Source organism: Psychrobacter sp. NPDC078501, assembly GCF_044900935.1.
Lineage (GTDB): Bacteria > Pseudomonadota > Gammaproteobacteria > Pseudomonadales > Moraxellaceae > Psychrobacter.
The window spans coordinates 587,216-613,060 of sequence record NZ_JBJDOS010000001.1 but is presented as its reverse complement, the minus strand read 5'-3'; the positions used below and the strand labels follow the sequence as shown (position 1 = coordinate 613,060).

Here is a 25,845-nt window from a genome sequence, read left to right as displayed (position 1 = left end):
CTATCGAAGCACTGTTGAATTAAAGTAAGCATAAAAAGAAAAAAGACGCCCATTTTGAGGCGTCTTTTTTTTAAACAGTTTTTAGCTAGAATTGCTTTTTAAAGGTTTCTCTTAGAGAAGATTCTTTACCCAGCGTACGATATGTTCCCACGTACGGCTCATAAAGCCTGACTGTTCGATATCGTTGGTTGCAATGATAGGAACTGAGGCTACCGCTTTACCATCAATGACAGCCATCATTTTACCAACTTCCTGACCTTTTTTGATCGGTGCTTCTAAACTCTCAGGAATATCCACCACTGTGGTAATTTTGTTTTTCTGGGTTTTACTGGTTAGGATTTGCAAGTTGTCGCCAGTTGCAAGCTCTACCTCGTCAGCTTCTCCAAACCATACTGGAAGCTTACTAACGAACTGCCCAGCAGGCGCCTTGGTAACCGTTGTAAAGTGACCGAAACCCCAGTTAAGTAGTTCGCGTGACTGATCAGCGCGAGCCTGTTGGCTCTTGGTACCCATAATGACAGAGATTAGACGCATGCCTTCACGGTTGCTTGATGCAACCAAGCAGTAGCCTGCTGCATCAGTGTGGCCAGTTTTTAGGCCATCAACAGTTGGGTCAGTAATCAGCAGAGCATTACGGTTACCTTGGGTAATACCGTTATAAGTGAACTCTTTTTCTGCGTAGATACTATAGTAGTCGCCGCTGTTTTTGATAATAGCGCGCGCGAGTTTAGACAAATCCAAAGCAGATGCTAAATGACCTTCATCAGGCATACCCGTAGCATTGACAAAGTTAGAGTTCTCCATGCCAATTTTTTGCGCTTGTTCGTTCATCAAGATTGCAAACGAGGCTTCGCTACCAGCAATATGTTCAGCCATGGCTTTCGATGCATCATTACCTGATTGAATAATAATACCGCGTAGCATATCGATGACGCTGGCGGTTTTGTTCACAGGCACATACATACAAGATTGGCTGCTGCTACCACGGCACCATGCGTTTGGACTCATCAATACCTGTTCATCTTCTTTCAGGTCGCCTGATGCTAAGCGTTGCTCAATGATATAACTGGTCATCATCTTAGTCAGAGATGCTGGCGGCAGCGCCTCATTGGCGTTCTTTTGAGCCAAAATTTCGCCAGTGTTATAGTCCATCAACACATAGGCAGTATTGTCCATTTCAGGTGGTTGAATGGCTGCGTTTGCCACTACTGCACTCATCGAGATACTTACACCAACTACCAGCTGTATCAGCTGATTTTTTACACGCTTTACTGTCATATATCATTACACCGCATCATGGAACCAAATGTATCTATCGCTTATGTTTTGTACCTATTTCCATACATTATTTTAAGCAGCATGTCTTAAATGCAGTGTTTAAAATAATGTATCGACGAAAATAGTAACGCCTACACAATAGACATAAAATTAACGCCTTATCTTAGCAAAATGACTACCGATGGGGAATCGATAAATGCAAAAATAAGGCAAGTTTGAAAAGAAAAATGAAGACCTATCATATATTTGTTCTGACTATCATCTGACCAGTCTCTGTAATAAAAATTTAACGCTCACAAAAAAGCCTGCTGCACTGCTTGTGAATAACAAGTAAAGTGACAGCAAGCTTTGATGCTACAGATATCTAAACAATCAGTTGATAATATTTGCTTAACCGATGTTATAAAGAGTACATAGCTTTTATTTTATTATCATTAATAGCAATATTATTAACACATTAAGCAGAAGACGCTAGTCGCTGAATCAAACTAGCTAGTTGTCTAGTAATCTGCGTTTGCCAAATCTTCACATAGTGCTTTGTTTTCTTGCTTTGAGAAACCCATCGTCCAACTACGAATACCTTGTAGTATCTGGCGATAGTCTTGCTGTGTAGATAAATATTGAATAGCCGCTTTTGGATCTTCTAGAGAAGGCATTAGCTCATGCAGCTGTACAGTGTACGACTTATAGAACCGCTGTTTTTGCTTACCATTTAGCATTGGTGGGCATATCTCTGATAGTACCTGCATCACCGCAATTTCGTGCTTAGTAATGTTGATGCCAGACATGTCTAGCGGAATGGTAGTGCCAGAGTTATTCGCAGCATTAGAAGCTTGAGACAGCATAGCAACAGACGTTATCAGTCCTGCAATCCCAACTTTTGAGGCAGTATTTGCTATCACAGAAGCTATAGATAATATCGATTGTTTATTCATTCAGTATTACACTCGCTCGTCTTTATTTAATGGTCATATGTTAATCGGTAAAAAAACAAAAGTCACATAAAATATTGATTTATGTGTAGATATCTTGTGAGCCAAAACCATTTTTTAGCAACATATCAGTAGCATACCCTAATGACGTTACTTCAGTATCAGTACATCGGTTTGTATTGTTGTGGGGTGTTGCGTATTGTAACGCGATGCTTAATCTACTGGTTGTCATCCGCTCTATACAAATATTTGTCACGCTACTTTTCTCATATAATCATTAGTATGAGATGAGAGTGATACTTTGCTAAAGACAGGGTTCGTGTCTTTATATTATTCAGTTATAATCGCCCATGCTATCAAAATGATTCTTTTTCGCTAGACTGAGACGTCATGTCATTGAAGAATTAGAGTATCATGTTTTCATTTTAAATATGAGCATCGTATTTTTATGCCATATCTTGGACAGATATGGCGCGATAGCAGAATTATCAAATAGAGATGTAGAAAGACAGCTAATAAAATATTAACCATATACTGAGCAGAAATGAGATTTTTAATTAGTAATGATGACGGTGTGTATGCGCCAGGATTATTGGCACTATCTCAGGCATTATCGACTATTGGTGAAGTGGTGGTCGTCGCCCCGAACGATGAACAAAGCGGTTATGCCAGTGCGTTAAGTGTTTCAAGACCACTGCATACGCATCAGCTGCCTTCTGGATTTGTAGCGGTAAATGGCTCACCAGCTGACTGTGTTTATTTGGCACTGCATGAGTTATATCGTGATAGTGACTTTGACTGCGTGATTACAGGCATTAACTCAGGGGCTAACTTGGGACAGGATGTGATGTTCTCTGGTACGTTCGGTGCTGCATTGACTGCGCAACTATCTGGTATTCCTGCTATAGCAACGTCTTTGGTAGGCGGGGGTGTCAAAAACGGCGGGCAAGAATCAGCCAGTGATTATCAAGTGGCCGCACATGAAATCGTCAAGCTGCTTACTGAAACTTCGGTTTTAGAGATGCTCAAAAGTTTGCCCTATCATGTATTAAACGTTAATATTCCTGATGTGCAGCATGCCGATGATATCAAGGGTCGAAAAATAACCTCGCTAGGCCATAAGCAGGCTGCTCAGCCAGTACGCCATATGATAGACCCACGCGGTCGAGATGCGTATTGGTTGTCTCTACGAAAAGGTAAAAATGAGCGACCATCAGAGACGTCAATCGATGCGATACAAGATATGATGACAGATTATCAGGCTGTAGCGGCAGGGTATGTCAGTTTATCACCAGTACGCCTACATCATACGCCAACGGCAGCGCTGGAGAGATTATCAACACTCGCGCTATAAATTCTATAAGATATAGTCCATACCGGCTTATTAAACACTGACGTGTTATGAGAATATCAGAAGACTCTTGTATGATATCAAGCGCTTTTGAATGATTAAACAATGAATGAGCAACACAAAGAATAGGAACCTTGTATGAAAAAAATCATAGCTGGATCGCACCTTGTTAAAGCCGCGTTGATTGGTACTATGGCAGTCGCTACTCTATCTGTCGTTGGCTGTGCAACGAAGCCTACCTATCAATCAGCAAACCAAGCAGGTCCTAAGATTATTACTAACGCGCAAGGCGTCCCTAACTATCACCGTGTACAACGCGGCGATACGGTCAGCCAGATTGCAGCGCGCTATCGTCTGAACTACCGCCAAATCGGAGCGATGAACAATCTAGATAGTAAATACACCATCTATAGTGGCCAATGGCTCAAACTATGGCAAGGCAATGTGGCAACCACTGCAAGTAACAATAGCTACAGTGCTCCAGTTCAAACGCAACCAACTTATACGCCACCTGTGACCCAATCTCAAACACCAGCTTATGAGGCCACTGCCAACTCGACCTCTGGTTATGATTATCCTACGCGTAACCCAGTGACTCGTAATATTGACCCTGCTACGGGCAATATGGGAATGTGGTTTGCGGGCAAAGTTGGTGATCCAGTACTTGCCAGCCAATCAGGAACTGTGCTTTACTCAGGCAACGGTCTGCCAGAGTATGGCAATCTAATTATGATTCGTCATAGTGATAACTACATCACAGCCTACGCCCACAATAGCCAATTATTGGTGCAAGAGGGCGATACAGTACAGCGTGGCCAACGTATTGCTAGTATGGGTAGCAGTGGTCAGACCAATGAGGTAGGCTTAGAGTTTCAAGTTCGCTTAAATGGTAATCCTATTGACCCACGTAGCGTACTTGGGCGTTAGACTTAAATAATAGCTACGGATAGCTTGGCCACTGTGAGCCATTTTATTTATTCATGTTTGAGATTTTTTATGAGATTAAAAAAGCAATACCTCACCCTTATGCCAGCATTAGTGATGGTCGGGTGTACAAGCCAGCAGGCAATGCAAAGTAAGCCTGTTCGTCAAGGCGGCGTTGAGATTACTCAAACCCAAACCGTTCAGGTCAAACCAACACCTGCACCAGTCGTAAAACCGCAGCCTGCGCCCAAGCCTAGCTATAGTAGCTTTTCTGATTGGAAGTCAGACTTTTCTATGCGTGCCATATCGTCAGGCTATGATGCCCAAGTTATTGGTCGATTGCTTGATTCTGCTTATCTAAACCAGCAAGTCATCTCATTAGATTCAGGTCAGCCCGAGTTTTCCAAGATGCCGTGGGAATACGTAGATTCTGCGGTATCAAGTGGACGCGTCAGTGTAGGGAAGCGTAAATTTGCCGAGCAGCGTGCTTATTTGTCTCAGCTAGAGTCTCAGTATGGGGTCAATGCAGAGATTATCGCTGCGATATGGGGCATGGAGTCATCGTATGGCGCTGTGACCGGTAATAGTGATTTGCCAAGTTCGCTTGCCAGCCTTGCCTATGATGGTCGTCGTCAAGAGTTTGCTGAAACGCAGTTGCTATCGTTAGCGACACTGCTACAACGCGGTGATGTATCATGGTCACAGTTGGACGGTTCTTGGGCAGGTGGTATGGGACAAACCCAGTTTATCCCTGAGACTTGGCTCAAACAAGGGGTCGATGGTGATGGCAATGGGCATCGCAATCCTTGGGCGACTGGTGATGCACTAGCCTCGACGGCCAACTATCTTAGCAATTCAGGTTGGGTTCGTGGCTTAGCACCGTTTTATGAGGCAACGGTGCCAGCATCGTTTGATTACTCAGTGGTTGGTAGTAAACAACCTGCTGCTAGATGGGCTGCGATGGGTGTCGATACGATAGCGGACGTTTACTTAGACGCCAATACTCAGATGGAGCTATGGTTACCCGCTGGTAAAGACGGTCCCGTATTATTGCTGAGCCCAAACTTTGATGTGATTAAAGTCTATAACAACTCATCAAGTTATGCGTTGGGCGTTAGTCTACTAGGCAAAACGATTAATGGACAAAGCGGGTTGCAAAAATCTTGGCCTCGTTATGAGCGTCCATTATCGACCACGCAAGTGACTAACTTACAACGTCGGTTGACTAGTATGGGTTACGATACCAAAGGCGCTGATGGTATTGTGGGTACCAATACTCGTATGGCATTCCAGCGCTGGCAAGCAGATAACGGCCAAACGCCAGATGGATTTATCACTCAAAACAGTGCGTCTTCATTGGCTGGATGGTGAGGTAGGCTGACGGTATTTATACACTGTATAAAAGTGGTTCTTTTTAATAGTATTTAGCCATTATTAATTAGCCACTAGCCAACAAACGATAATTTACTTTGTTCTACAAAAAGCACCTTGCCAAGGTGCTTTTTTTGTCTCAATCTATGTCTGATTTTGCTGACATCTTTAACATAATGGACAATGCAATAAATATCAAATGTTAAGACCAGTGTACTCTGGTTTTATTCAAAACTTATCAGGACAAGGTTAATACAAGAAAGTTGATACTTTGAATGATAGACTCTAGATAATGTGTTTTTTGACGATGACTTTTACTCATAGTTTTTAGTGACAGTTTTCAATGGCCATTTTAAATAACAGTTTCGATTACGAATAATTAGAACGACAGAAAGAGCGTGACCTTATGATTACCATGGAAGAATTACAAGCTGCGATACAGCAACGGATAGATAATTATCATATTACTGACTTTCCACTACAAAAAAGAGCCGTTAACACTCTAGAGTTGCTGGGCAGCCTAAACCATATACTGGCTCAAGATATTGCTTCGCCCTTTGATGTACCGCGACAGAATCTATCTGCGATGGATGGCTATGCGATTGCCAAAGGTAGTGAGTTATCAGAAAGCAGTACTATTGAAATCGTTGGTGAGTCGCAGGCTGGTAGTGCTTATACTGGTAAGGCAGCAGCAGGGCAAGGGGTGCGGATTTTTACGGGTGCAGTCGTGCCTGATTGCTGTGATACGGTCATTATGCAAGAGAATACAAATTTTGCAGATATCAAAGCGACCGTTGATAAATCTCGACCTTATTACATCAAACTCACGCAAACGGCCAAAGTTGACGATAATATCCGCTCACAAGGCGAAGAGATTGAGTCTGGTGAAGCCGTTTTAAAAATTGGTAAACGACTTAATCCTGCAGATATTAGCTTACTGGCTAACCTTGGTATTAGCCAAGTGAACGTGTTCCAGCCGCTTGTCGTAGGCGTGTTGGCAACAGGTGATGAACTTGTAGCTATTGACAATGAACTGCAAAGTCTAGCCCAAATATATAACTCGAATACCCCAACGCTCAAAAGCTTGCTATCAGATCTGCCTATCACTATTCGTGATTATGGCATTATTCCTGATAACCTAGAGCAGACAACTATCGCAGTCAATGAGGCCATGCAGGACTGTGATGTACTGATATCGACAGCAGGTGTCTCTGTTGGTGACTATGATTTTTTGACCAATGTGATTGAAACACTAGGTCGGATTAACCATTATAAAGTGGCGATGAAGCCTGGTAAGCCTTTTGTATTTGGTGAATTGAATAAAAATCTCGATAAGCCAGTACTGTATTTTGGCCTACCGGGCAATCCGCTATCTACGGTTGTGGGTACGTTACAGTTTGTGATTCCTGCATTGTGGCAAATGTCAGGTGCTAGCGTATCAGAGCAGCCGATGCCGCTAACGATCAAGGCCAAACTCATCAGTGATATCAGAAAATCTCCCGGCCGCAAAGACTTTCAGCGTGGCGTATTGTCACGAGATAATACAGGTCATTATCAAGTTGAGTGCTTCTCAAGACAGCAGTCACATAGAATTAAACAGTTGAGCCGCGCTAATTGCTTCATTGTGTTGGATAAAGATAGTGGGAACGTAGCAGCTGGTAATGACGTCGTTGTACAACCGTTTCCTTGGCTACATCGCTAATTCATCGTTTGCCAATTTATTGTAGGGTGGTCGCACAAAGTTAGAGAGCAATCCCATGACCTTACACTGGTATGCTAAACACGAATAATAAAGTAGTGCTTATAGTAAGCAGTACTGATGGCAGTAACATATGATTGATGACAACATAGATGACAAACACAAAATAGACAGCCCGCAACTCTATTCACCGAGCTTGGCACCGGCATTATCTGATGGCTACATAGAGCCTTCCTTGGTCATGCCCACTGAGCAGATGAGTGACTATCACCAGCCGCTAACCGATGGGTTTGCACGGCGTCTGACCTACTTGCGTCTGTCTATTACTGACTTTTGTAACTTTCGCTGTGAGTATTGCCTGCCAAATGGTTATCAAGGTAAGCGCCCTGATGATGAGCTGAGTATCTCTGAAATTGCAACCTTGGTGCGCGGCTTTGCTCAAGTAGGTACCAAAAAAGTTAGAATTACAGGTGGTGAGCCCTCTATTCGTCGTGATATTGTCGAAATTATCGAAACGATTAAGCAGACGGACGGTATTGAGACAGTTGCGATGACCAGTAACGGCTATAAATTGGGTAAACATATAGCCAACTGGCAAGCTGCTGGACTTGATCAGCTCAATATCAGTATGGACAGTTTTGATGCTGCTACTTTTCATAAAATGACAGGCTTTGATACCTTGCCGCAGATATTGGCTGACATGGATACATTGTTAGAAACGACTGATATCAAGCTGAAAATAAATAGTGTCTTGATGGCAGAGACTGCTTTTGAGAATTTAATCACGGCGATCGACTATGTCAAAGATAGGCAAGTAACCTATCGCTTTATTGAATTTATGCAGACCAGTGACAATAGCGATTTGTTTTTTGCTCAGCATGCTCAGTCTGATATTATCACCGATTACTTGTTAGAAAATGGCTGGCAGCCGCACGAGCGCGGTAGTGCCGATGGTCCAGCAGTAGAATACAGCCACCCTGAATATGTCGGTCGTATCGGTATGATTGCCCCATATGCGGCGCACTTCTGTGATACCTGTAACCGCTTGCGCGTAAGCAGCCAAGGCAAGGTGCATTTGTGTCTGTTTGACCAAGGCAACTACGATATCCGTCCATACCTACAGCAAGACGATATCCAAGGACTGGTGAACACTTTACATAGTTTTATGCCAATCAAGCCTGAGCATCATCATTTGCATGACTCTAACAGTGGCATCATGCACAATCTATCGATAATCGGCGGATAAAACATTTCGAGTCTGCAATCATGACGCTGATATACACGGTTTTTCAATGCAATCGTTTTTCAATATAGTTTTTTGATTCAACGGATCTTTAATACAATTATAAAATGACATCTATAAAGGATTATTTATGAGTAAGCCTGCTGCACAATTTACACCGCTTAATATTGCTGTATTGACTGTTTCTGATAGCCGTACGCTGGCAGAAGATACGTCAGGCCAGTACTTAGTAGATAGCTTGACTGAAGCAGGGCATCATTTAGCAGATCGTCAACTAATTACCGACGATATTTACCAAATTCGCGCAGTCATTAGTGGCTGGATTGCTAGCCCAGACGTTCATGCGGTTATTACCACTGGCGGCACAGGGTTCTTCATTAGAGACAGCATGCCAGAAGCTGTGAGTGTACTGTTTGATAAATCAATTGATGGTTTTGGTGAAATGTTCCGTTTAATCTCAAAAGATGAGATCGGTATGTCTACCGTACAATCGCGAGCAGTTGCTGGCATGGCCAATGGTACGGGTATATTCTGTCTACCAGGTTCTTCTGGTGCTTGCCGTACGGGTTGGGAAAATATCTTAAAGGATCAGTTTGATAGCCGTACTCGTCCGTGCAATTTTGTACCGCATTTTTTGGCACAAAATCCTAGCCATGATTGAGTTATAAATAATTGAGCTATGAGTGATATACAGTCAAGTCTGACAGGTAATGGTAAATGACAAATTACTCAAATAATCTGGATGGTTTGGCAGGTGTGGTTATCTTAGCAGGCGGGGCATCTAGACGTATGGGAACGGCTAAGGCAATGCTGACGCTACCGTCAGGTGAGCAGCTGCTAGACTACCATGTTTGTCATGCGAGCAAGTTACAGGTTCCTATATTGATTGCAGATAATGGTCGCGGCTTTCAAACTGGTTTAGATGTCCATTCAGAAAGTCCTAATGTGCCTGTTATTCACATTGCTGATTATGGTGCTGATGTTGACTCTAGTGAGCATGATGAGCAGATTAAAACTGGCGGCGCTTTGGTCGCTATCGAATCAGCCTTACAAACATTGAACGGTTTGAATGATTCAGGCGTATCAAAAAACGTACAAGCTTCGTGGTTACTGGTTATCAGCTGTGATAGCTTAATACCAGCAACTGACTTGTGGCAAAAACTAAAATGTGAAATAAGCCGTGCTGCTGATAAAAAAGTAATTTGCTTGAAAGATGACAGTCACCTATATCCATTGTTAGGGCTGTATCAGTTAAGCATTGAGCGTGATTTGAAAAACTATATAGATAGCGGACAGCGTAGAGTAATGCAGTTTATTCAACCTTTTGTACACTCCGTACCATTTAGCAAAGAGTGGCAAAATCTGACCAACTTTAATACGCCTGAAGATTTTAAGCAGGCATGTGCTGCTCTACCAAAATAATAAAAATATCACATAGAAAAGGTTATATAAATGAGTGACAGCGTTCAGATAAATCCGCAATCTACTTTATCTCACTTAGATAGTGATGGTGATATTACCATGGTCGATGTCAGTGGTAAGACAGCAACGACGCGAGAAGCCAATGCCACTGGACAAGTACGCTTTCCCAGTAAAATTTATGCGAAGATTAAAGCGGCTGATGGAATGACCAAAAAAGGCAGCATCACGCAAACAGCTCATATCGCTGGTATCATGGCGGCCAAACGCACTCATGATCTTATACCGCTTTGTCATCCACTACCGCTAGACAAGATAGGCTTAAGCTTTGAGTACAATGACGCGCTCAACAGTATCACGGTTAGTGCGGTGGTCAAGGTCACGCATAAGACAGGGGTTGAGATGGAAGCGTTAACAGCGGTCAGCGTTGCCTGCTTAACTATCTATGATATGACTAAAGCGCTATCGCATGACATCGTTATAGATGATATTCATTTGGTTAAAAAGACAGGTGGTAAGTCAGACTACAGTCATGCTTAAAGTGACAATATTGCAGAGTGCGTCATCAATTAATTAGTCAATCAATAAAGATATGCTAAATGCCAAGCAAGGAAGCTTGCATAAGATGGAGAGATTTATGAGTGCTATCGATATGACAACTAATATCGAATCAACGATGAATATTAACGTCATGTATTTTGCCAGTTTGGCTGACGAGGCCAATTGTCAGCAAGAGACAGTAAGCGTACAGCAGGATACGTCATTAACTGAACTATACGAACAGCTTAGTCAAAAGCATCGCTTTAGCCGTCCGCAGTCGGAGCTACGCGTTGCAGTAAATGACTACTTTGCCAAATGGACTGACCAGATAAATAATGGTGATAGCGTGGTTTTCATCACGCCAGTCGCTGGTGGTTAGACAAGCGTTTATTAGTGTCCATTTTGTCAGTAGCTGTTCAGTGGTTACAAAGAGAAAATAATAAATAGAGAAGAAAAATGACCGACAACGTCCACGATCATTCAATGAGCATCAAACGTAGTGCTGACGAAGCTTACCTTATCGCTGAGCGTGATGGTTTTGCGCTACTAGATATTGTGATTGACGAAGATAGGCTAAAAAGTACGTTAGATAATGACAGCTGCGGCGCGTTTGTTTGCTTTGAAGGGCGAGTGCGCAATCATAATAACGCTACGAGCGTCGATCGTCTTACGTATTACGGTTATGAAGACTTAGCAATCAACCAAGGCCGCGCCATTATAGAAGAAGCCAAAAAGCGCTTTGAGATCACTCACGCTATTGCCATACACCGCATCGGAGCGTTAGAGATTGGTGATGTGGCAGTGTGGGTGGGGGTAGTGTCAGCGCATCGTTATCCAGCATTTGATGCGTGTCGCTGGATATTAGATACCATCAAAGCAGATATACCTGTCTGGAAGCAAGAATATTACGAAGATGCTTCATCTAAATGGCTCAGTAATAATGGGTAGGTCACTAGCTGCTATTAGTACCTCTGCGTGTTTGCTACTGGCATTAAATGCTTGTACAGCAGATAACAGTACGAATACAGAATCGGCAGCTGCGACAAGTGCTGAGCACCAAACCTTACGTATCGCAGCGGCAGCCAACTTATCTGATGTCCTACCTAATATCATTGATAGCTATCAAACAGATAGCAATATGTCGAATCAAGGTAATTTAGATATCGAAGTCACTTACGCGTCTTCTGGCAAGCTATATGCTCAAATCAAGGCAGGAGCCCCTTATGATATATTCTTGTCTGCCAATCAAGAGTTTCCGGCAAAGCTGTCTGATGACAAGCGTGATAAATCTGTACAACCGTTTACCTATACCAGAGGTCAGCTTGCACTCTATAGTGTCACAAAACCTTTGAATGATTTTACGCCAGCATCGCTTCTTGACGCGTTTACAAGTGCTAGTTTCACAGATGATAGCAAGATTTCTATTGCCAATCCTGAACTCGCTCCTTATGGGGCATCTGCAAAAGCTTATCTACAATCACAAAAGATATATGAAAAATTAAATGCACAGAAAAGCCTGATACAGGCAGAAAATATTGGTCAAGTATTTCAGTACGCCCATACAGGTAGCGTGGATTATGGGTTTGTGGCGCAGTCTCAACTCGTTGCGATAAAAGCCAAACCTGAGCAGTTTATTACTTTACCAATAGCGTCCTACCCAGCTATTCTGCAGGATGGTATCGTTATCAATAATACAGTCCCAGCAGCGGCGTTTACTGATTACTTGCGCTCGGATGCAGGACAACAGCACTTCGCGCAAGCAGGCTACCTGCCCATTCAGTAATCCGTTAGCCTAGACACGCTACCTATAAAACGAGCCGTGACATTATATGATCGACCAGTCTCTTATGTCAGATATGCTCAGTCCATTTTGGGTAAGTATTAAGCTCGCTTCTATCACGACCTTATGCTTACTGTTGTTTGCAACCCCTATGGCTTATTGGCTTGCCAAACCAAGTCAAAAGAAGGCAGTTGGGCGTTTCAAAATTCTGCTCATGGGCATCATTGCCATGCCTCTGGTACTCCCGCCTACGGTTATTGGCTTTTATTTATTATTACTGCTAAGTCCAAGTATGGGTATCGGTAAATGGCTGATTGAGCACAATATTAGTCCGCTTATTTTTACTTTTGAAGGTCTAGTGGTTGGGTCTATTATTTACTCACTGCCTTTTTATATACAGCCAGTGTATGCACAGTTTTTGCGTATTCCGCAAAGTGTCACGGAAGTCGCGCATCTTTTAGAACCCAGTCGTCTGCGCCGCTTCGTCAAGGTAGCCTTACCGCAAGCGCGCGTGGGTATTATTTTGGGGAGTTTGGTGAGCTTTGCTCATACCATTGGGGAGTTTGGGGTTGTACTGATGATAGGCGGCAGCATCTCAGGCGAAACTAAAGTAGTATCGATTGCGATATATGAGCAGGTAGAAGCGCTCAACTATGAGGCGGCGCATATGATGTCTGGTATTTTGATTATTATGGGTGTAGTGATGGTAGCGTTAATCGCTAGTGTGAGCCGAATAAGTCAACGTTAATAGCACTGAAACATTTGTATGCGAGTTAAGAAGTGTTAGATAGTGCAACAGCTATATAAACAATGTCTAAGTAGAATATACAGACACAAAAAAACCTCAAACAATCTAATGCTTGAGGCGAAACTTGCTTAAACCCAAAGGTTTGAATTTGTTTTAAATATGGCGCAGCGGACGGGACTCGAACCCGCGACCCCCGGCGTGACAGGCCGGTATTCTAACCAACTGAACTACCGCTGCTTAGGTCTCTTAGCTTGTTTAGCCACTTGCTCAGAAGTGGTGGGTGATGACGGATTCGAACCGCCGACATTCTGCGTGTAAGGCAGACGCTCTACCAACTGAGCTAATCACCCTTCGAACAATTGCTAGGCAATTTATTCAACATCAACTGAGCTCTTAAGTTTGTCACTAAGCTCCGTTGCTGTGGGTGTGTATTATATAGATTTACTGTTGGGTGTCAAATATTATTTTAATGTTTTTAGAAAATAATTATAAATCGGACTTGTAATCTATCAAAAATAGCACTCAAAGCCATGTATTATATAGCATTTCTAAAAGTACACTTATTATCATTATTTGTTGTTTAGAGGTGAAAAGCTACTATACTATGGATGCTTTGCTCGTTATGGATGCTTTATTCGTTGAACACGGTTGATGGAGGCCAATATAAACACTTTTACTATTAAAGATACTTTTACCAGCTGGACCTGGGGAGACTTAGCGGGTCTAGGTCTGGTGCTGCATATTGTACTTATGATAGTAATGACGCTGCGCGTGGTTTCTGTGCAGCGCAATATTGGCGTGTCTATTGCGTGGGTTGCGGTGCTTTACACGTTGCCAGTATTTGGTTTTGTGGCGTACATCCTGCTTGGCGAGCCGATGATTGGACGACGCTATCGTGAACGCGTGGATCAAGCCAGCATCTTGATGAATGATATGGCAAGGCGTGAGCATCTGATTTTTGATAAAGGGCAAGACTTATTACCAACCAACTACCGCGGTGTTAGCCAAATAGGAACGCGCTGGACTGGGTTTGGTGTATTTCCCAATCATCAAATGCAGCTGTTGACGGATCCTGCTTCGATTTTTCAGCGTTTGATTGAAGATATTCATGCCGCCCAGCGTATTGTCCTTATGGAGTTTTATATTGTCTATCCAAAAGGACAGGTGTTAGAAGTTATAGAGGCGCTGTCTGTAGCGGCTCAACGCGGCGTAGAGTGTCATATATTGGCTGATAGTGTGGGCAGTTTTAGCTTTATTAATAGTAGCGTGCACCGCAAATTAGAAAAAGCAGGGGTTTATGTCCATCAGTCATTGCCAGTAGGGTTGTTTAAGACATTATTTAAACGTTCTGATTTGCGCAATCATCGTAAAATGGTGGTTATCGATGAACATATTGGCTATATCGGCAGCTTCAATCTGGTTGATCCAAGGTTTTTTAAGCAAAATAAAAACGTTGGTCAATGGATTGATGTGGCGCTACGAACGACTAGCCAGCACTCGATTAGTATCAATACAGCGATGGCTAAAGTGGTTGTTACCGATATTGGTGCTGAAAGTAATGACAATCTTGCCGAGCTGCATCAACGGGTTAATAACTATACTCGTAAGTTATATGTGATGCATCCGACCATCAATGATCTAAATAGCCGCGTGAAGGTATTGGCGGATACGATTGATGATCATGAGCAGCCAGATATAGGCGCCACCTCGATTGTCGTACCAAAGATGCCTGTCGTGGACAAAGTCTTGGCGCAGCTAATACCTTCAGCACCGCAGCTAACGGCTCATGTGATTTACAATACGTTAGTTTCTGTGATTCATCGTGCCAATAAGCGCATTCGCATTACCACACCTTATTTTGTCCCTGATGAGTCCCTATCGGGTGCGCTGACGATAGCGGCTAAGCGCGGCGTTGATGTGACGATTATTGTTCCTGAAAAGGTGGATTCATTTTTGGTACAGCATGCTTCTCAGGCTTATTATCAAGAGTTGTTGGATGCAGGGGTAACGATCGCATTGTTTAGAGGTGGTTTGCTACACGCAAAAACAGTGGTTATCGATGATGACTACTGTTTATTTGGCACCGTCAATATTGATATGCGCAGCTTTTATTTAAATATGGAAGTCAGTTTGGCGATTTATACGCCAGAAATGGTCGCCCAAGTAGCGGACTGTCAGGAAGTCTATTTAGAAAACTGTCGAATCTTGGATAGTGATGAGTGGCAACAGCGTCACGGATCAAAACGCTTGTTTGATAATGTCGTGCGCTTGTTCAGTCCTTTATTGTAGCACTCGGATTTTTAGGGTAAGGTAATCTACCAGTACCGTTCTATTATTTTAGTAGTATTAGCACTTTTATAGCCTATGCTTTTTTGGTTTATCTATCTGCAAAGAGGTCACGTCCGTCTATGTCTGCATCACCTTTAACACCACTGGACTATATTGCAGAAGGCTATTGGCAAGATTTCTTAGCTGAGCGTCCTATTGCAGGTGGTATCGCCTACGAAACTGAGCTGCGCGCTTGTACACTAGACGAGTCGCTTGAGAGTTTACAGCGTATCGACACGCTATTATCCCAAGTGCGCCGAGATATGATTAAGAGCGGTATATGGGATGAGACGATGCTGCTGGTCGATGAACGCTATCGTAATTTTATGGTATTTTTGGCGTTTTATGCCGGTCGTGTATTGGCGCAACAGTGGCAAAGCAAGCCACATTGGTATGGTCAGTTTGAGCTGCGTAAACGTTACCCTGAGCTAACGTTGATCACCGATGATTTTTATCAGCATATGGCTGTTGGTTATGATAATGGTGGGGTTAAAGAGCGCTTATTTTTTGCACTAGAGCCAATAGGGCTGCGTCTGTTTGGTCATATTGATCGGCAGTTTGACGCAGTACAAGGCGGGCAAGTAGATAGTGGGTTATATCAAGCGGTTAGCCTTAGACTACCAACTATTTTAAGTAACGACGTTCATTCAGTGTCCGAATTAACATCGAATAAAGTAGCAATAAACAAAATAACAACACATAAAGCAACCACTCATCAAGTCGCTGATAGTGGTAATCCGAGCGCAGATTCAAATACGCATGTCGGTACTAGCCAATCGAATGAGCTTCTTGAAAAGCCACAGGAAGTATCGATAGGAACTGAGCATAACCTAGCTAATGCAGTTGTAACTGATGGTGAGAGTCTCGCAGCTCTATCTGCTATGCCTGATACTGTAACTGAGTTGCAAACAAGTGTAGTGCCTCCTGAGTCTGAGAATCCAATAAAGCCTGAGCTGACTAAAGTAAAGAAGCCAACAGCTAAGCCTACGTCACCTGTAAAAAACACATCAACGCCAGAGATGTTTACGCAACTGCTGGTAGAGTTAGATGAGATAGCGGTGCCACAATCAACTGGTGATGTTCAGTATCTGCAAGCACGCAAAGTATTAGATCAGTTCGAGCAGCATATTGCCAAACAGAACAAACCTCGTCGCCAAGTTATATTTTCAGATGATCATATCGCAGCAAAAAACAAAGCGTTGCTATTACTACAAGCGGCTGCTGAAGATGATAATACAGCTGCTATGTTACGTTTGGCCATGTATGAACTATTAGGTGAAGTTTTGACAGCGGACAGTGATAATCAAAAAAAGTCTGGCGTAGAGTGGGTCAATCAAGCCGCTATCAAAAACGACAGTCGTGCTCAGCGTCTACTCAGTAAAATGTATTACCAAGGAGTAGGGGTATCCCAAGATATAGATAGCGGTAAATACTGGTTAGAGCAGGCAGCGGATAATGGTCATGCAGAAGCGGCCAATCTGGTCAAGCAATGGCAGCAAGCAGAAATGCTGCTGACCACACAGAAGCAAGAGCAGCATAGCACCAAGCGTTATCAGCTGTTAATTGGCGCAATCATCGCAGTCGCTTTATTGATAATAATCATTATCTAACAATCGTTATCTAATAACTATTTACTCAGTAACTTTTTAAAAGCTTATTGTTACAGCTTAAATTCAGGTAGAATTGGCGCGCTTTACCTTTACCCTTTTATTGTTTGATTCATAACTAATCTGGGCTGTTCCATGCCATCATCTAATACCCCGTCTGACCACTCTGCAAATCCAATTGACCCTGTATCATCGCCTAGTCGTGCGGTACACGAGACACCTTTATATTATCAGTCTCTTATTGGGCTGCTAAAGCCATTATACCGTCTACAAGTATGGCGTCGATCTCATAAAAACGACAACTATCAACAGGAAATCGATCAGCGTTTTGGTAAGCAGTATCCACCGCGTCCAGTAGTCAATGCTGATAGCGATAAAGGGGTAATTTGGTGCCACGCAGTCTCATTAGGCGAAACCAATACGGTCGCGCCTTTATTAGATATGTTATTGGCTAATGGCTACCAGATATGGTTGACTAATACGACTCAGACAGGTTTTGCCCGTGGTGCCAGTCGTTTTGCAGAACAGATAGCTCAAGGTCAGATGAGTCATAGTTATGTGCCAGTCGACAGCCCTGCTGTTATCGAGACTTTTTTGACGCATGTGCAGCCGATCGCTGCACTGTTTGTAGAAACAGAGCTGTGGGCAAATATCTTGACCAAGTTATCCCAGCACCGTATTCCAAGTATCCTAGTCAATGGTCGATTATCTGCTTCTTCTTTTCAGAGTTATCAAAAAATTGGTGCAGTCAGCGCCAGTATGATGAAAAACCTCTCCTTAATCATTGCGCAAGACAGCGACTCTGCTAAACGCTTTCGGCAGTTAGGGGCTAGTAGCGCCCAGATTCGTGTGGCAGGCTCATTAAAGTGGGTAATCAATGCATCCAAACTCGATGACCAAGCGGTAGAAGATAACCGTATTTATAATAAGAAAGCTGAACTGCGAGCAGAGTTTGGTATAGCAGATCGTCCTGTGTGGGTAGCTGCGAGTACTCATGATGGCGAAGAGGCCGCAGCGTTGTCGTTGCAGCAGCAACTACTGTCTCAAGCCACATTAGCAGATACGCTGCTTATTATCGTCCCTAGGCATCCTGAGCGTTTTGACGCAGTAGCAGATCTCATTCAAAAAACTGGGTTAAATATGGCTCGGCGCAGTGATGGAGATATGATTAGTGCAGATACGCAAGTCTATCTAGCAGATAGCATGGGTGAGATGATGACTTGGTATACATTGGCAAATGTAGCATTTGTGGGCGGCTCACTGGTAGATATTGGTGGGCATAATCCAGTTGAGCCTGCTAGTGTGGCAACGCCTGTATTGATGGGACGTTATACTCAGTCCTGCCAAAGCGTGATAGACAAATTGGCTGAAGTAGGCGCTGTATATCAGCCAAATAATGACTTCTATTGTCCAATTGAATCAAACGGTGCAGACGCACAGATGGCCATTGATGACCAGTTAAAGGCGAATAAAAAATCCTCTCGCAAAAAAACAGCTTATAACCGTGAAGACGCTGTTAGCATTTATATGCAGCTAGAGACTTGGCTACGCAATTTGCCATTAGCCGCGCAGGCAGGGCAAGCTGGCGAGCAAATGACGATACAGCAGCAAGCGGTACTGACCCGTCAATTTACGATGATTGAAGACGCTATCGAGATGTCTTCCAACCAAGATAATTTATGAACTGTATATTATTGCCTGCTGAAAACTTCTCATCAGACACAGCAAAAATCGATGCCTTGTCTCAAGTCAACCATGTGACTAAAGTGCTGGGCGCGAAAGTCGGTGATACGCTTAAAATTGGCCAAATCGGCGGCAATCTTGGTACTGCTGTTATCGAAGATATTACCGCTGACAGCATTCAGTTAAGTAACGTTCAGCTCAATACTGTGCCGCCAGCCAAATTAGATTTGACTGTCATTTTGGCGTTACCGCGTCCTAAAGTGCTACGGCGTTTAATCATGGATATGACGGCGCTTGGTGTACGCGATATCATTCTTATCAATAGCTATCGTACTCAAAAAAGCTATTGGCAAAGCCCAATGCTTGAGCGGGTTGACGAGTTTGTATTAGAAGGTCTACAGCAGAGCATCGATACGATCGTTCCTAGTATTACGCTACAAAAACGTTTTAAGCCATTTGTCGAAGACTCACTTGGAAGCCTAATAAGCAGTCAAGCGATTGTCGCGCATCCTTATAGTCAGCAGTCCTTTTCTGAATTTTTACAACAGCAACCATCACGAGAGCTACCAAATCTAGTCTGTATAGGCGCTGAAGGTGGTTGGATTGACTATGAGATAGAGCTGTTGTTAGCTCAAGGCTGCACGCCTGTACATATAGGCTCTCGTATCTTACGTACAGAAGCTGCAGTCAATGCAATATTGGGACAATGGCTGCTTTAGATGGATACTAAAACGCGTCGCTAGACCAAACTATGGAAAGAACTGGGCCGCTAAAAATAGTTCTTAAAAATCAATGCTAAAGACTCATTACAGGTATATTTACGAGTTAAACAAATGTATTGATAATTAATCTCACTTCCATTAGTATGTTGCTTTGATATATTATGGCCTGATTACTGCTAGCGCTTAGCCAGTCAGCGTTATAATCACTGTTATTTTGTCTCACCATCCGTCTTACTTTTTTAATAGCATTACTATGGGGAAAACCATGTCATTGAACGCTATCAGCGCTAATCTAACCTCTACGAAGCTTATCCTACCTGCAGCCGTATTTGGCATGACGTTGGGTTTGGTGGGTTGTAGTAATTCTTCAACCACAGAAGAGAGCGTAGAAGTAGAGTCAACAGAAACAGGTGCTGAGCAGCAAGCAGCAACTGACGAAGCTACGACTGCTGATGGTCAGACAATTACTATCTACTCATCACGTAATGAGCAGCTGATTAAGCCATTGTTAGATCGCTATACTGAGCAAACAGGTGTAAAAGTTGAACTGGTTACAGACCAAACTGGGCCTTTGATGGCGCGTCTAAAAGCTGAAGGTCAGAATACTCCGGCTGATATGCTATTGACCGTTGATGCTGGTAACTTATGGCAGGCTGCAGAGCAAGGCCTATTGCAGCCAGTATCATCTACTGTGTTAGAGGCTAACGTTCCTGCAAAATACCGTGATCCAAAAGGTCAGTGGACAGGTCTGTCACTACGTGCACGTACTATCTTTTATGACCCAAGCAAAGTCACTGCCGACCAGTTGTCTACTTATGCAGATTTGGCCGATCCAAAATGGAAAGGCAAACTATGCTTACGTACCTCTAAAAAGGTCTATAACCAATCGCTTGTTGCTAGCATGATGGAGCATTTGGGCGAAGAAAAAACCGAAGCGGTTATTAAAGGGTGGGTTGATAACCTAGCGACTGATGTGTTCAGTGATGACGTTGCGATGCTAGAAGCTATCGCTGCTGGTCAGTGTGAAGTCGGTATCGCCAATAGCTACTACTATGGTCGTCTATTGGACGAAAAACCAAACTTTCCTGTGAAGATATTCTGGGCAAACCAAGATACGACTGGTACGCACGTAAACATCTCAGGCGCTGGCGTGGTTGCAGGTTCGGACAATCCAGATGGTACGCTTAAACTGATAGAGTGGTTGTCATCTGACGAGGCACAAGGTCTCTATGCTAGCTCTGACAAAGAATTCCCAGTAAAAGTAGGTATCGATGAGTCAGACATGCTTAGATCATGGGGCGAGTTCAAAAAAGACGATATCAATGTACAGAAATTCGGTGAACTACAAACTCAAGCTATCCAAATGATGGATAAAGCGGGTTATAAATAAGGGATCGCCAGTAATACTGATACCAATCGCAAAATCATAACTTCGAGACAATAGTTCTTAAAGAATAGGTTCAAAGGTTAGTTATTACAGATCAGTTATTCAAGTAATGACGATTTTGAGGTTGGTATAAGCTTACAAGGTCTCTATACGTATGACACGGTAATGATAATATGATCACAACGCCAGATGCGTCTGTTAGTCAAAATGATACTGTCAATAACGGTGTTAACGACCAGCAGACTGTCAGCCAAGACCACGCCCTTCGTAAACGTATTATCTCGAAATCAGTCTTAGGGCTGATTTCGTTGTTTATGCTAGTACCGATTTTAATCGTGCTGCTGTCGTGGACTCAGCCAGTGGCAGAGATTTGGACACATATGGCAGACTATGTACTGCCGCAAGTGCTCAAAAACACGGCAATTTTATTGCTAATGGTGACTGTCGTTTCAGGTACTATTGGTACTGCTCTGGCTTGGGTCACTAGTATGTATCGTTTCCCTGGTCAGCGTTTCTTTTCGTGGGCGTTGATGTTGCCACTTGCCATCCCTGCTTATGTATTGGCATTTGTCACTATTGGGATTGTTGACTTTAGTGGGCCGCTACAGACAGCTCTGCGCGATTCCGGTATCAGCACTGCCATACCGTCGATAAGGAACGTATGGGGCGCAGGCTTGGTATTATCGCTAGCGTTTTACCCTTATGTATATTTGCTCGCGCGTCAGGCATTTTTGTCACAAGGCAGGCGAGCGATAGAAGCGGGGCAGATGCTAGGTTTGAGTCGTAGCCGTGTATTTTTTCGTCTGGCATTACCGCAAGCATTACCGTGGATCATTGGTGGCTTATTGCTAGCTAGTATGGAAACCTTAGCGGACTTCGGTGCAGTATCTGTATTCAATGTCGATACTTTTACTACCGCCATTTATAAAGCATGGTTTGGTTTTTTTAGTTTGACCACAGCGGCTCAGTTAGCAGCCTTGCTTATTGGTGTGATTTTTATCGTGGTATTGTTTGAGCAGTATTGGCAAGCGAAGCGTGGTAGCTCACTTACCCAAGGTAGCAGCCAACGCTTTGATGCCAGCAAACCTGCCAAACTCGCCATGACACTGCTGTGTACGCTGATCTTTTTAGTTGCCTTTTTAATTCCTTTCTTACAGCTCATCTATTGGACAGCACTTAACTTTCGCCAAGATTTTGATGCACGTTACATTGATTTTGTCACCAACAGCCTCATGATTGCTAGTATGACCACGCTGTTTATTGCCTTTTTGGCCATTATTATTGCGTGGATCAAACGGCAGTATCCTGATAAATCGACTAAGCTAATGACCACTTTAGCCAATTTAGGCTATGTCGCACCGGGGACTGTATTGGCGGTAGGGATATTTATACCTATTGCGTGGCTTGATAATCAAATGATTGCCTTTGGTATCACCTCACAGCAAGTGCTCTCTGGCAGTGTCATTGTTATGCTACTGGCGTTATCGACGCGTTTTATGACGGTGAGCTTTCAGCCAGTTGACAGACAGTTGCAGCGATTGACCGTCAATCAAGAGGCTGCTGCAAAATTACTTAGCGACAGTCCTTATCAGCGCTGGCGTCATGTGATGCTGCCTGTGCTTAGCCCTGGTGTATTGACCGCATTATTGATGGGCTTTGTCGAAGTGATGAAAGAGATGCCCATTACGCTAATGACAAGGCGTCAAGGCTGGGATACGCTTGCAGTACGAGTATTTGAAATGACGAGTGAAGGTATGTGGGGACGAGCCGCATTGCCGAGTTTGCTAATCGTGCTAGTTGGATTGCTCCCTGTCTGGATATTACTACGTCAAAGCGACAAACACAGCTAGTAACAACACAGCTAATAGCAATAATTTGGCATAAGTTTAACAGCACACTCATAGTGTCAGCTATATTATAATTTGCCCTGTTTTATCGATGGTTTTACTTACTAATAGCGAACTGGTACCGTTTATGTACACTGATTCAATGAACGACTCTACAAATTCTAAGTCAGAAAAGGCTCGGGCTAATCACATGCCTGTAGCAAAATCAGCACTGTCACAAAATAGAATCAATCCAGTTCAGCCGAATAAAACTGTAGAACAAAGCAATACCTCACAACAAAATACTGAGAAACATATCGCGACAGATCCTTATTTTAGTGTACAAAACCTAATTGTCGGCTATGACGATACTATTGTGGTTAATGGCATGTCGTTGATGCTCGAGCAAGGAGAGATTGGGTGTTTTTTGGGTTATAGCGGCTGCGGCAAGACCACGGCCTTACGAGCGATTGCAGGACTGGAGCAAAGCCGCGGCGGTACTATCCATTTAAACAATCAACGTCTAACGGAAAAAACAGCTCGGCACTCTTTTGCCGTGGCACCAGCCAAGCGCGGCATGGGGATGGTGTTTCAAGATTATGCGCTTTTTGGTCATTTGAGCGTGGCAAAAAACATTGCCTTTGGCCTCAATAAATGGTCAGCTGCTGACAAAAAAGCACGTGTGGCTGAGATGCTAAGCCTGGTCGAACTGACGGAGCATGCGGATAAACGTCCAAATGAGCTGTCCGGTGGTCAGCAGCAGCGTGTGGCTCTTGCAAGAGCGCTCGCCCCAAAACCAAAACTACTGCTACTCGACGAACCTTTCTCTAATCTAGATGTGGTACTGCGTGAGTCATTGGCAATGAATGTCCGTGATATCCTCAAACGTACCAATACCACAGCGATTTTGGTCACTCATGATCAAAACGAAGCGTTTGCGCTAGCGGATAAAGTAGGGGTAATGGATAAAGGACGATTGGTACAGTGGGCGCGACCAAGCGAGCTGTATCATGAGCCTGTCAGTCCTTTTGTCGCTGAGTTCGTCGGCGAAGGCGCGATGATAGACGGTATCATCAAAGAAGGTCGTGTGGAGACGGCGCTTGGCAATATCTATCGCCGCATGGAAGTCTATGATGAATCAGGACAACCACAGTACTGCGAATATGATTATCCAAATGGTACACCAATCAAAGTGCTCGTGCGTCCTGACGATATCATCCATGATGATGATAGTACGCAGACAGCCTTGGTGATTGGGCGAGTGTTTCGCGGTGCCAACTATTTGTACCGACTGCAGTTAGATGACGGACAGACTGTCTTATCCTTAGTTGCGAGCCATCATAATCATGCAATCGGCTCGTATATTGGCATCTTGCCTTTGCTAGAGCATGTTGTAGTCTTTGATGAAAAAGACATCAATGCCACTACTTGGTCAGAATACGATAGATCATCGAGAATGGATGAAGAGGTTTAGCCGTCTTTATTTATTCTTCAGCTGTTGTCTAAATTTACCGTTTAGCCAAAATATGTAAATAACGACCAAGCCACTTGTACGGCTCTAATTGTGAGTAGCGTAACTCCATTCTAATCACTGCATCTGGGTCGTTGTGACCGCCACGCTTGAGCGGCGCATAATCATGAAATACCCGCAAGCCACTGCTACGTACCGTCTGATAATCATGCGCTTTGAGCCAAGACTCGACTTCTTCTTTAGCCACGGGATAGTTCGGGGTGAGGCTTTTCTTATTGTCCGCTTTGTAATCGTTACCATCAAGTAAGCTATCGAGTAAGTTAAAATTTCCCATGATAAGATTGCGATAATCGAAACTTGCTGGATTATAGAAGCAGACGGATAGCGCGCCACCATCTATTAATTGCTGATCAAAAAAGTCCATGACGGCAGCAGGCTCTGCCAACCATTCAAGTAGCGCGTGCGATAGGATCAAATCAAACTTATCGTTTTCCTCTTTACCTAGCGTTTCTTCAAGTGTTTGGTATGGACAGACGTACCATGTGATGTCTAGCTTTTTATCAACTTTTTCTGCGCTCGCTTTTGCCTTCTCAAGCATATTCGCTGAGATGTCATTGATGACTACGCTATGACCTTGAGCAGCAAGTTCTATCGCAATTTGTGCAAGCCCTGCACCCACATCCAAGATACGTAAAGGTCGCCCAAGCGCCTCACTCATTTGTGAACTATATTCAAAAATATCACGGCGTAGCACGGCCAATCGAATCTCGCCTTTTAAACCACCATAAACCTTCTTTTCGAAATGATCGGCAATGGCATCGAAGCTACGATCTGCTCGATCGTTTTCTGCTGGTATAGAAAGGTTTGAGTCAGGCTGGCTATCTTGATGTTTAGTTGTCATAGGTATTTAGATCAATAAGTAAGAGGGTCAAATTAATAAAACTATTCAGTATTAACTAGCGTTTCAAACGTCTGTTAATTACCCATTTAAAAACGACTTTCGCTAATACAATAACGACAAATACGACGATAACAAACACCCACATACCATTGCCTTGTAGGTTTTCTTGATAGGCTTTTGACAAGTATGCTGACAGAGCCATAGCGACTAGAAGTGCTCCCCAACGGACATAAGGGACAGCGCGATTGTTATGGTTAGGAAAGCTAGCAACGTAATCGCTCGAAAAGCTGTATAGCACCATTGCTAAAATCCAAACAATTGCAAGAATGATATCCATAATAAAAGTAGCCTGTTAGGTCGTTATTTAAGTGCTATAAAAGATGAGTTAGTGTAGCGTTTAGAATTTTTTTGTCCAGCATCACTAAAAAATAACCGCATTAAAGTGGTTTAAATCATAATGTGCTCATGAGAATAATATGATTTTGAAAGCTATTAGCTTATGGCAAAGCATTATGGTTATGAAAACAATATGACCATAAAAACAATCAGTTCACGTCAGAGACAGTTGTAGGTGTTGTTGTATTGGCTAAATATTCTAAGCATCCTAGTTGTTTGGTCAATAGAGCTTATATGCA

General features: G+C 43.3%; 23 protein-coding genes and 2 tRNA genes. 19 read left to right on the top strand and 6 right to left on the bottom strand.

Annotated elements, in window-relative coordinates:
* Positions 1-111 precede the first annotated feature (111 nt).
* Positions 112-1,278, bottom strand: coding sequence for a D-alanyl-D-alanine carboxypeptidase family protein (locus ACI2IW_RS02540; protein WP_160021596.1), 1,167 nt, complete (start codon positions 1,276-1,278; stop codon positions 112-114).
* Positions 1,279-1,778: 500 nt separating this feature from the next.
* Positions 1,779-2,213 (bottom strand): MCR_0457 family protein, encoded by a 435-nt coding sequence (locus ACI2IW_RS02535; protein WP_057759051.1) that lies wholly within the window; start codon positions 2,211-2,213, stop codon positions 1,779-1,781.
* A 541-nt stretch (positions 2,214-2,754) separates the two neighbouring features.
* Between ACI2IW_RS02535 and surE the strand changes: the two genes are divergently transcribed.
* The 12 genes from surE to modB all read left to right on the top strand — a co-directional run bounded on the left by surE (position 2,755) and on the right by modB (position 13,285).
* On the top strand, positions 2,755-3,564 hold the full coding sequence (gene surE, locus ACI2IW_RS02530; protein ID WP_296135537.1) for a 5'/3'-nucleotidase SurE: 810 nt from the start codon (positions 2,755-2,757) through the stop codon (positions 3,562-3,564).
* 135 nt (positions 3,565-3,699) lie between these two features.
* On the top strand, positions 3,700-4,488 hold the full coding sequence (locus ACI2IW_RS02525) for a M23 family metallopeptidase (protein WP_102092022.1): 789 nt from the start codon (positions 3,700-3,702) through the stop codon (positions 4,486-4,488).
* Between the two features lie 69 nt (positions 4,489-4,557).
* The gene (locus ACI2IW_RS02520) at positions 4,558-5,856 is read left to right on the top strand and encodes a lytic murein transglycosylase (protein ID WP_101206205.1); all 1,299 of its coding nucleotides are present in this window, start codon (positions 4,558-4,560) and stop codon (positions 5,854-5,856) included.
* A 406-nt stretch (positions 5,857-6,262) separates the two neighbouring features.
* Positions 6,263-7,558: a gephyrin-like molybdotransferase Glp gene (gene glp, locus ACI2IW_RS02515; protein ID WP_404692529.1), complete on the top strand. Its 1,296-nt coding sequence runs from the start codon at positions 6,263-6,265 to the stop codon at positions 7,556-7,558.
* Between the two features lie 130 nt (positions 7,559-7,688).
* On the top strand, positions 7,689-8,801 hold the full coding sequence (gene moaA, locus ACI2IW_RS02510; protein ID WP_404692528.1) for a GTP 3',8-cyclase MoaA: 1,113 nt from the start codon (positions 7,689-7,691) through the stop codon (positions 8,799-8,801).
* Positions 8,802-8,928: 127 nt separating this feature from the next.
* Positions 8,929-9,459, top strand: coding sequence for a molybdenum cofactor biosynthesis protein B (gene moaB / locus ACI2IW_RS02505; RefSeq protein WP_102078147.1), 531 nt, complete (start codon positions 8,929-8,931; stop codon positions 9,457-9,459).
* A 56-nt stretch (positions 9,460-9,515) separates the two neighbouring features.
* Positions 9,516-10,220, top strand: coding sequence for a molybdenum cofactor guanylyltransferase (locus ACI2IW_RS02500; RefSeq protein ID WP_404692527.1), 705 nt, complete (start codon positions 9,516-9,518; stop codon positions 10,218-10,220).
* 30 nt (positions 10,221-10,250) lie between these two features.
* On the top strand, positions 10,251-10,757 hold the full coding sequence (moaC, locus tag ACI2IW_RS02495) for a cyclic pyranopterin monophosphate synthase MoaC (protein WP_404692526.1): 507 nt from the start codon (positions 10,251-10,253) through the stop codon (positions 10,755-10,757).
* 97 nt (positions 10,758-10,854) lie between these two features.
* Positions 10,855-11,136 (top strand): MoaD/ThiS family protein, encoded by a 282-nt coding sequence (locus ACI2IW_RS02490; RefSeq protein ID WP_160021603.1) that lies wholly within the window; start codon positions 10,855-10,857, stop codon positions 11,134-11,136.
* 77 nt (positions 11,137-11,213) lie between these two features.
* Positions 11,214-11,705, top strand: coding sequence for a molybdenum cofactor biosynthesis protein MoaE (locus ACI2IW_RS02485; protein WP_201605369.1), 492 nt, complete (start codon positions 11,214-11,216; stop codon positions 11,703-11,705).
* Positions 11,698-12,540 carry a molybdate ABC transporter substrate-binding protein gene (gene modA, locus ACI2IW_RS02480; protein WP_404692525.1) on the top strand — a complete coding sequence of 281 codons (843 nt, stop codon included), beginning with the start codon at positions 11,698-11,700 and terminating at the stop codon, positions 12,538-12,540. Before ACI2IW_RS02485 ends, modA begins: the two co-directional genes overlap by 8 nt.
* Positions 12,541-12,586: 46 nt before the next feature.
* Complete coding sequence (gene modB, locus ACI2IW_RS02475; protein ID WP_404692524.1) at positions 12,587-13,285, top strand: molybdate ABC transporter permease subunit; 699 nt, start codon at positions 12,587-12,589, stop codon at positions 13,283-13,285.
* 160 nt (positions 13,286-13,445) lie between these two features.
* Here modB and ACI2IW_RS02470 read toward each other — a convergent pair.
* Both ACI2IW_RS02470 and ACI2IW_RS02465 read right to left on the bottom strand, forming a co-directional pair.
* Positions 13,446-13,522: transfer RNA gene (locus ACI2IW_RS02470), tRNA-Asp, on the bottom strand.
* A gap of 37 nt (positions 13,523-13,559) precedes the next feature.
* Positions 13,560-13,635 (bottom strand) — tRNA-Val (locus ACI2IW_RS02465).
* A 301-nt stretch (positions 13,636-13,936) separates the two neighbouring features.
* Here ACI2IW_RS02465 and ACI2IW_RS02460 point away from each other — a divergent pair.
* The 7 genes from ACI2IW_RS02460 (at position 13,937) to ACI2IW_RS02430 (ending at position 24,312) form a co-directional block, all read left to right on the top strand.
* Positions 13,937-15,574 carry a cardiolipin synthase gene (locus ACI2IW_RS02460; RefSeq protein WP_404692523.1) on the top strand — a complete coding sequence of 546 codons (1,638 nt, stop codon included), beginning with the start codon at positions 13,937-13,939 and terminating at the stop codon, positions 15,572-15,574.
* Between the two features lie 119 nt (positions 15,575-15,693).
* Complete coding sequence (locus tag ACI2IW_RS02455; protein WP_404692522.1) at positions 15,694-17,223, top strand: tetratricopeptide repeat protein; 1,530 nt, start codon at positions 15,694-15,696, stop codon at positions 17,221-17,223.
* A 132-nt stretch (positions 17,224-17,355) separates the two neighbouring features.
* Positions 17,356-18,903 carry a 3-deoxy-D-manno-octulosonic acid transferase gene (locus tag ACI2IW_RS02450; protein WP_404692521.1) on the top strand — a complete coding sequence of 516 codons (1,548 nt, stop codon included), beginning with the start codon at positions 17,356-17,358 and terminating at the stop codon, positions 18,901-18,903.
* Positions 18,900-19,622: a 16S rRNA (uracil(1498)-N(3))-methyltransferase gene (locus ACI2IW_RS02445; RefSeq protein ID WP_404692520.1), complete on the top strand. Its 723-nt coding sequence runs from the start codon at positions 18,900-18,902 to the stop codon at positions 19,620-19,622. Before ACI2IW_RS02450 ends, ACI2IW_RS02445 begins: the two co-directional genes overlap by 4 nt.
* 268 nt (positions 19,623-19,890) lie before the next feature.
* Positions 19,891-21,015 (top strand): extracellular solute-binding protein, encoded by a 1,125-nt coding sequence (locus ACI2IW_RS02440; protein ID WP_404692519.1) that lies wholly within the window; start codon positions 19,891-19,893, stop codon positions 21,013-21,015.
* A gap of 170 nt (positions 21,016-21,185) precedes the next feature.
* Positions 21,186-22,862, top strand: coding sequence for an iron ABC transporter permease (locus ACI2IW_RS02435; protein WP_201605392.1), 1,677 nt, complete (start codon positions 21,186-21,188; stop codon positions 22,860-22,862).
* A 124-nt stretch (positions 22,863-22,986) separates the two neighbouring features.
* The gene (locus tag ACI2IW_RS02430; protein ID WP_404692518.1) at positions 22,987-24,312 is read left to right on the top strand and encodes an ABC transporter ATP-binding protein; all 1,326 of its coding nucleotides are present in this window, start codon (positions 22,987-22,989) and stop codon (positions 24,310-24,312) included.
* 34 nt (positions 24,313-24,346) lie between these two features.
* On the opposite strand, the gene ACI2IW_RS02425 is transcribed toward ACI2IW_RS02430, so the two are convergent.
* Entirely contained in the window at positions 24,347-25,210 is an 864-nt protein-coding gene (locus ACI2IW_RS02425; protein ID WP_404692517.1) for a methyltransferase domain-containing protein, read from the bottom strand.
* A 55-nt stretch (positions 25,211-25,265) separates the two neighbouring features.
* Complete coding sequence (locus ACI2IW_RS02420) at positions 25,266-25,547, bottom strand: hypothetical protein (protein ID WP_101206189.1); 282 nt, start codon at positions 25,545-25,547, stop codon at positions 25,266-25,268.
* Positions 25,548-25,845: the final 298 nt, after the last annotated feature.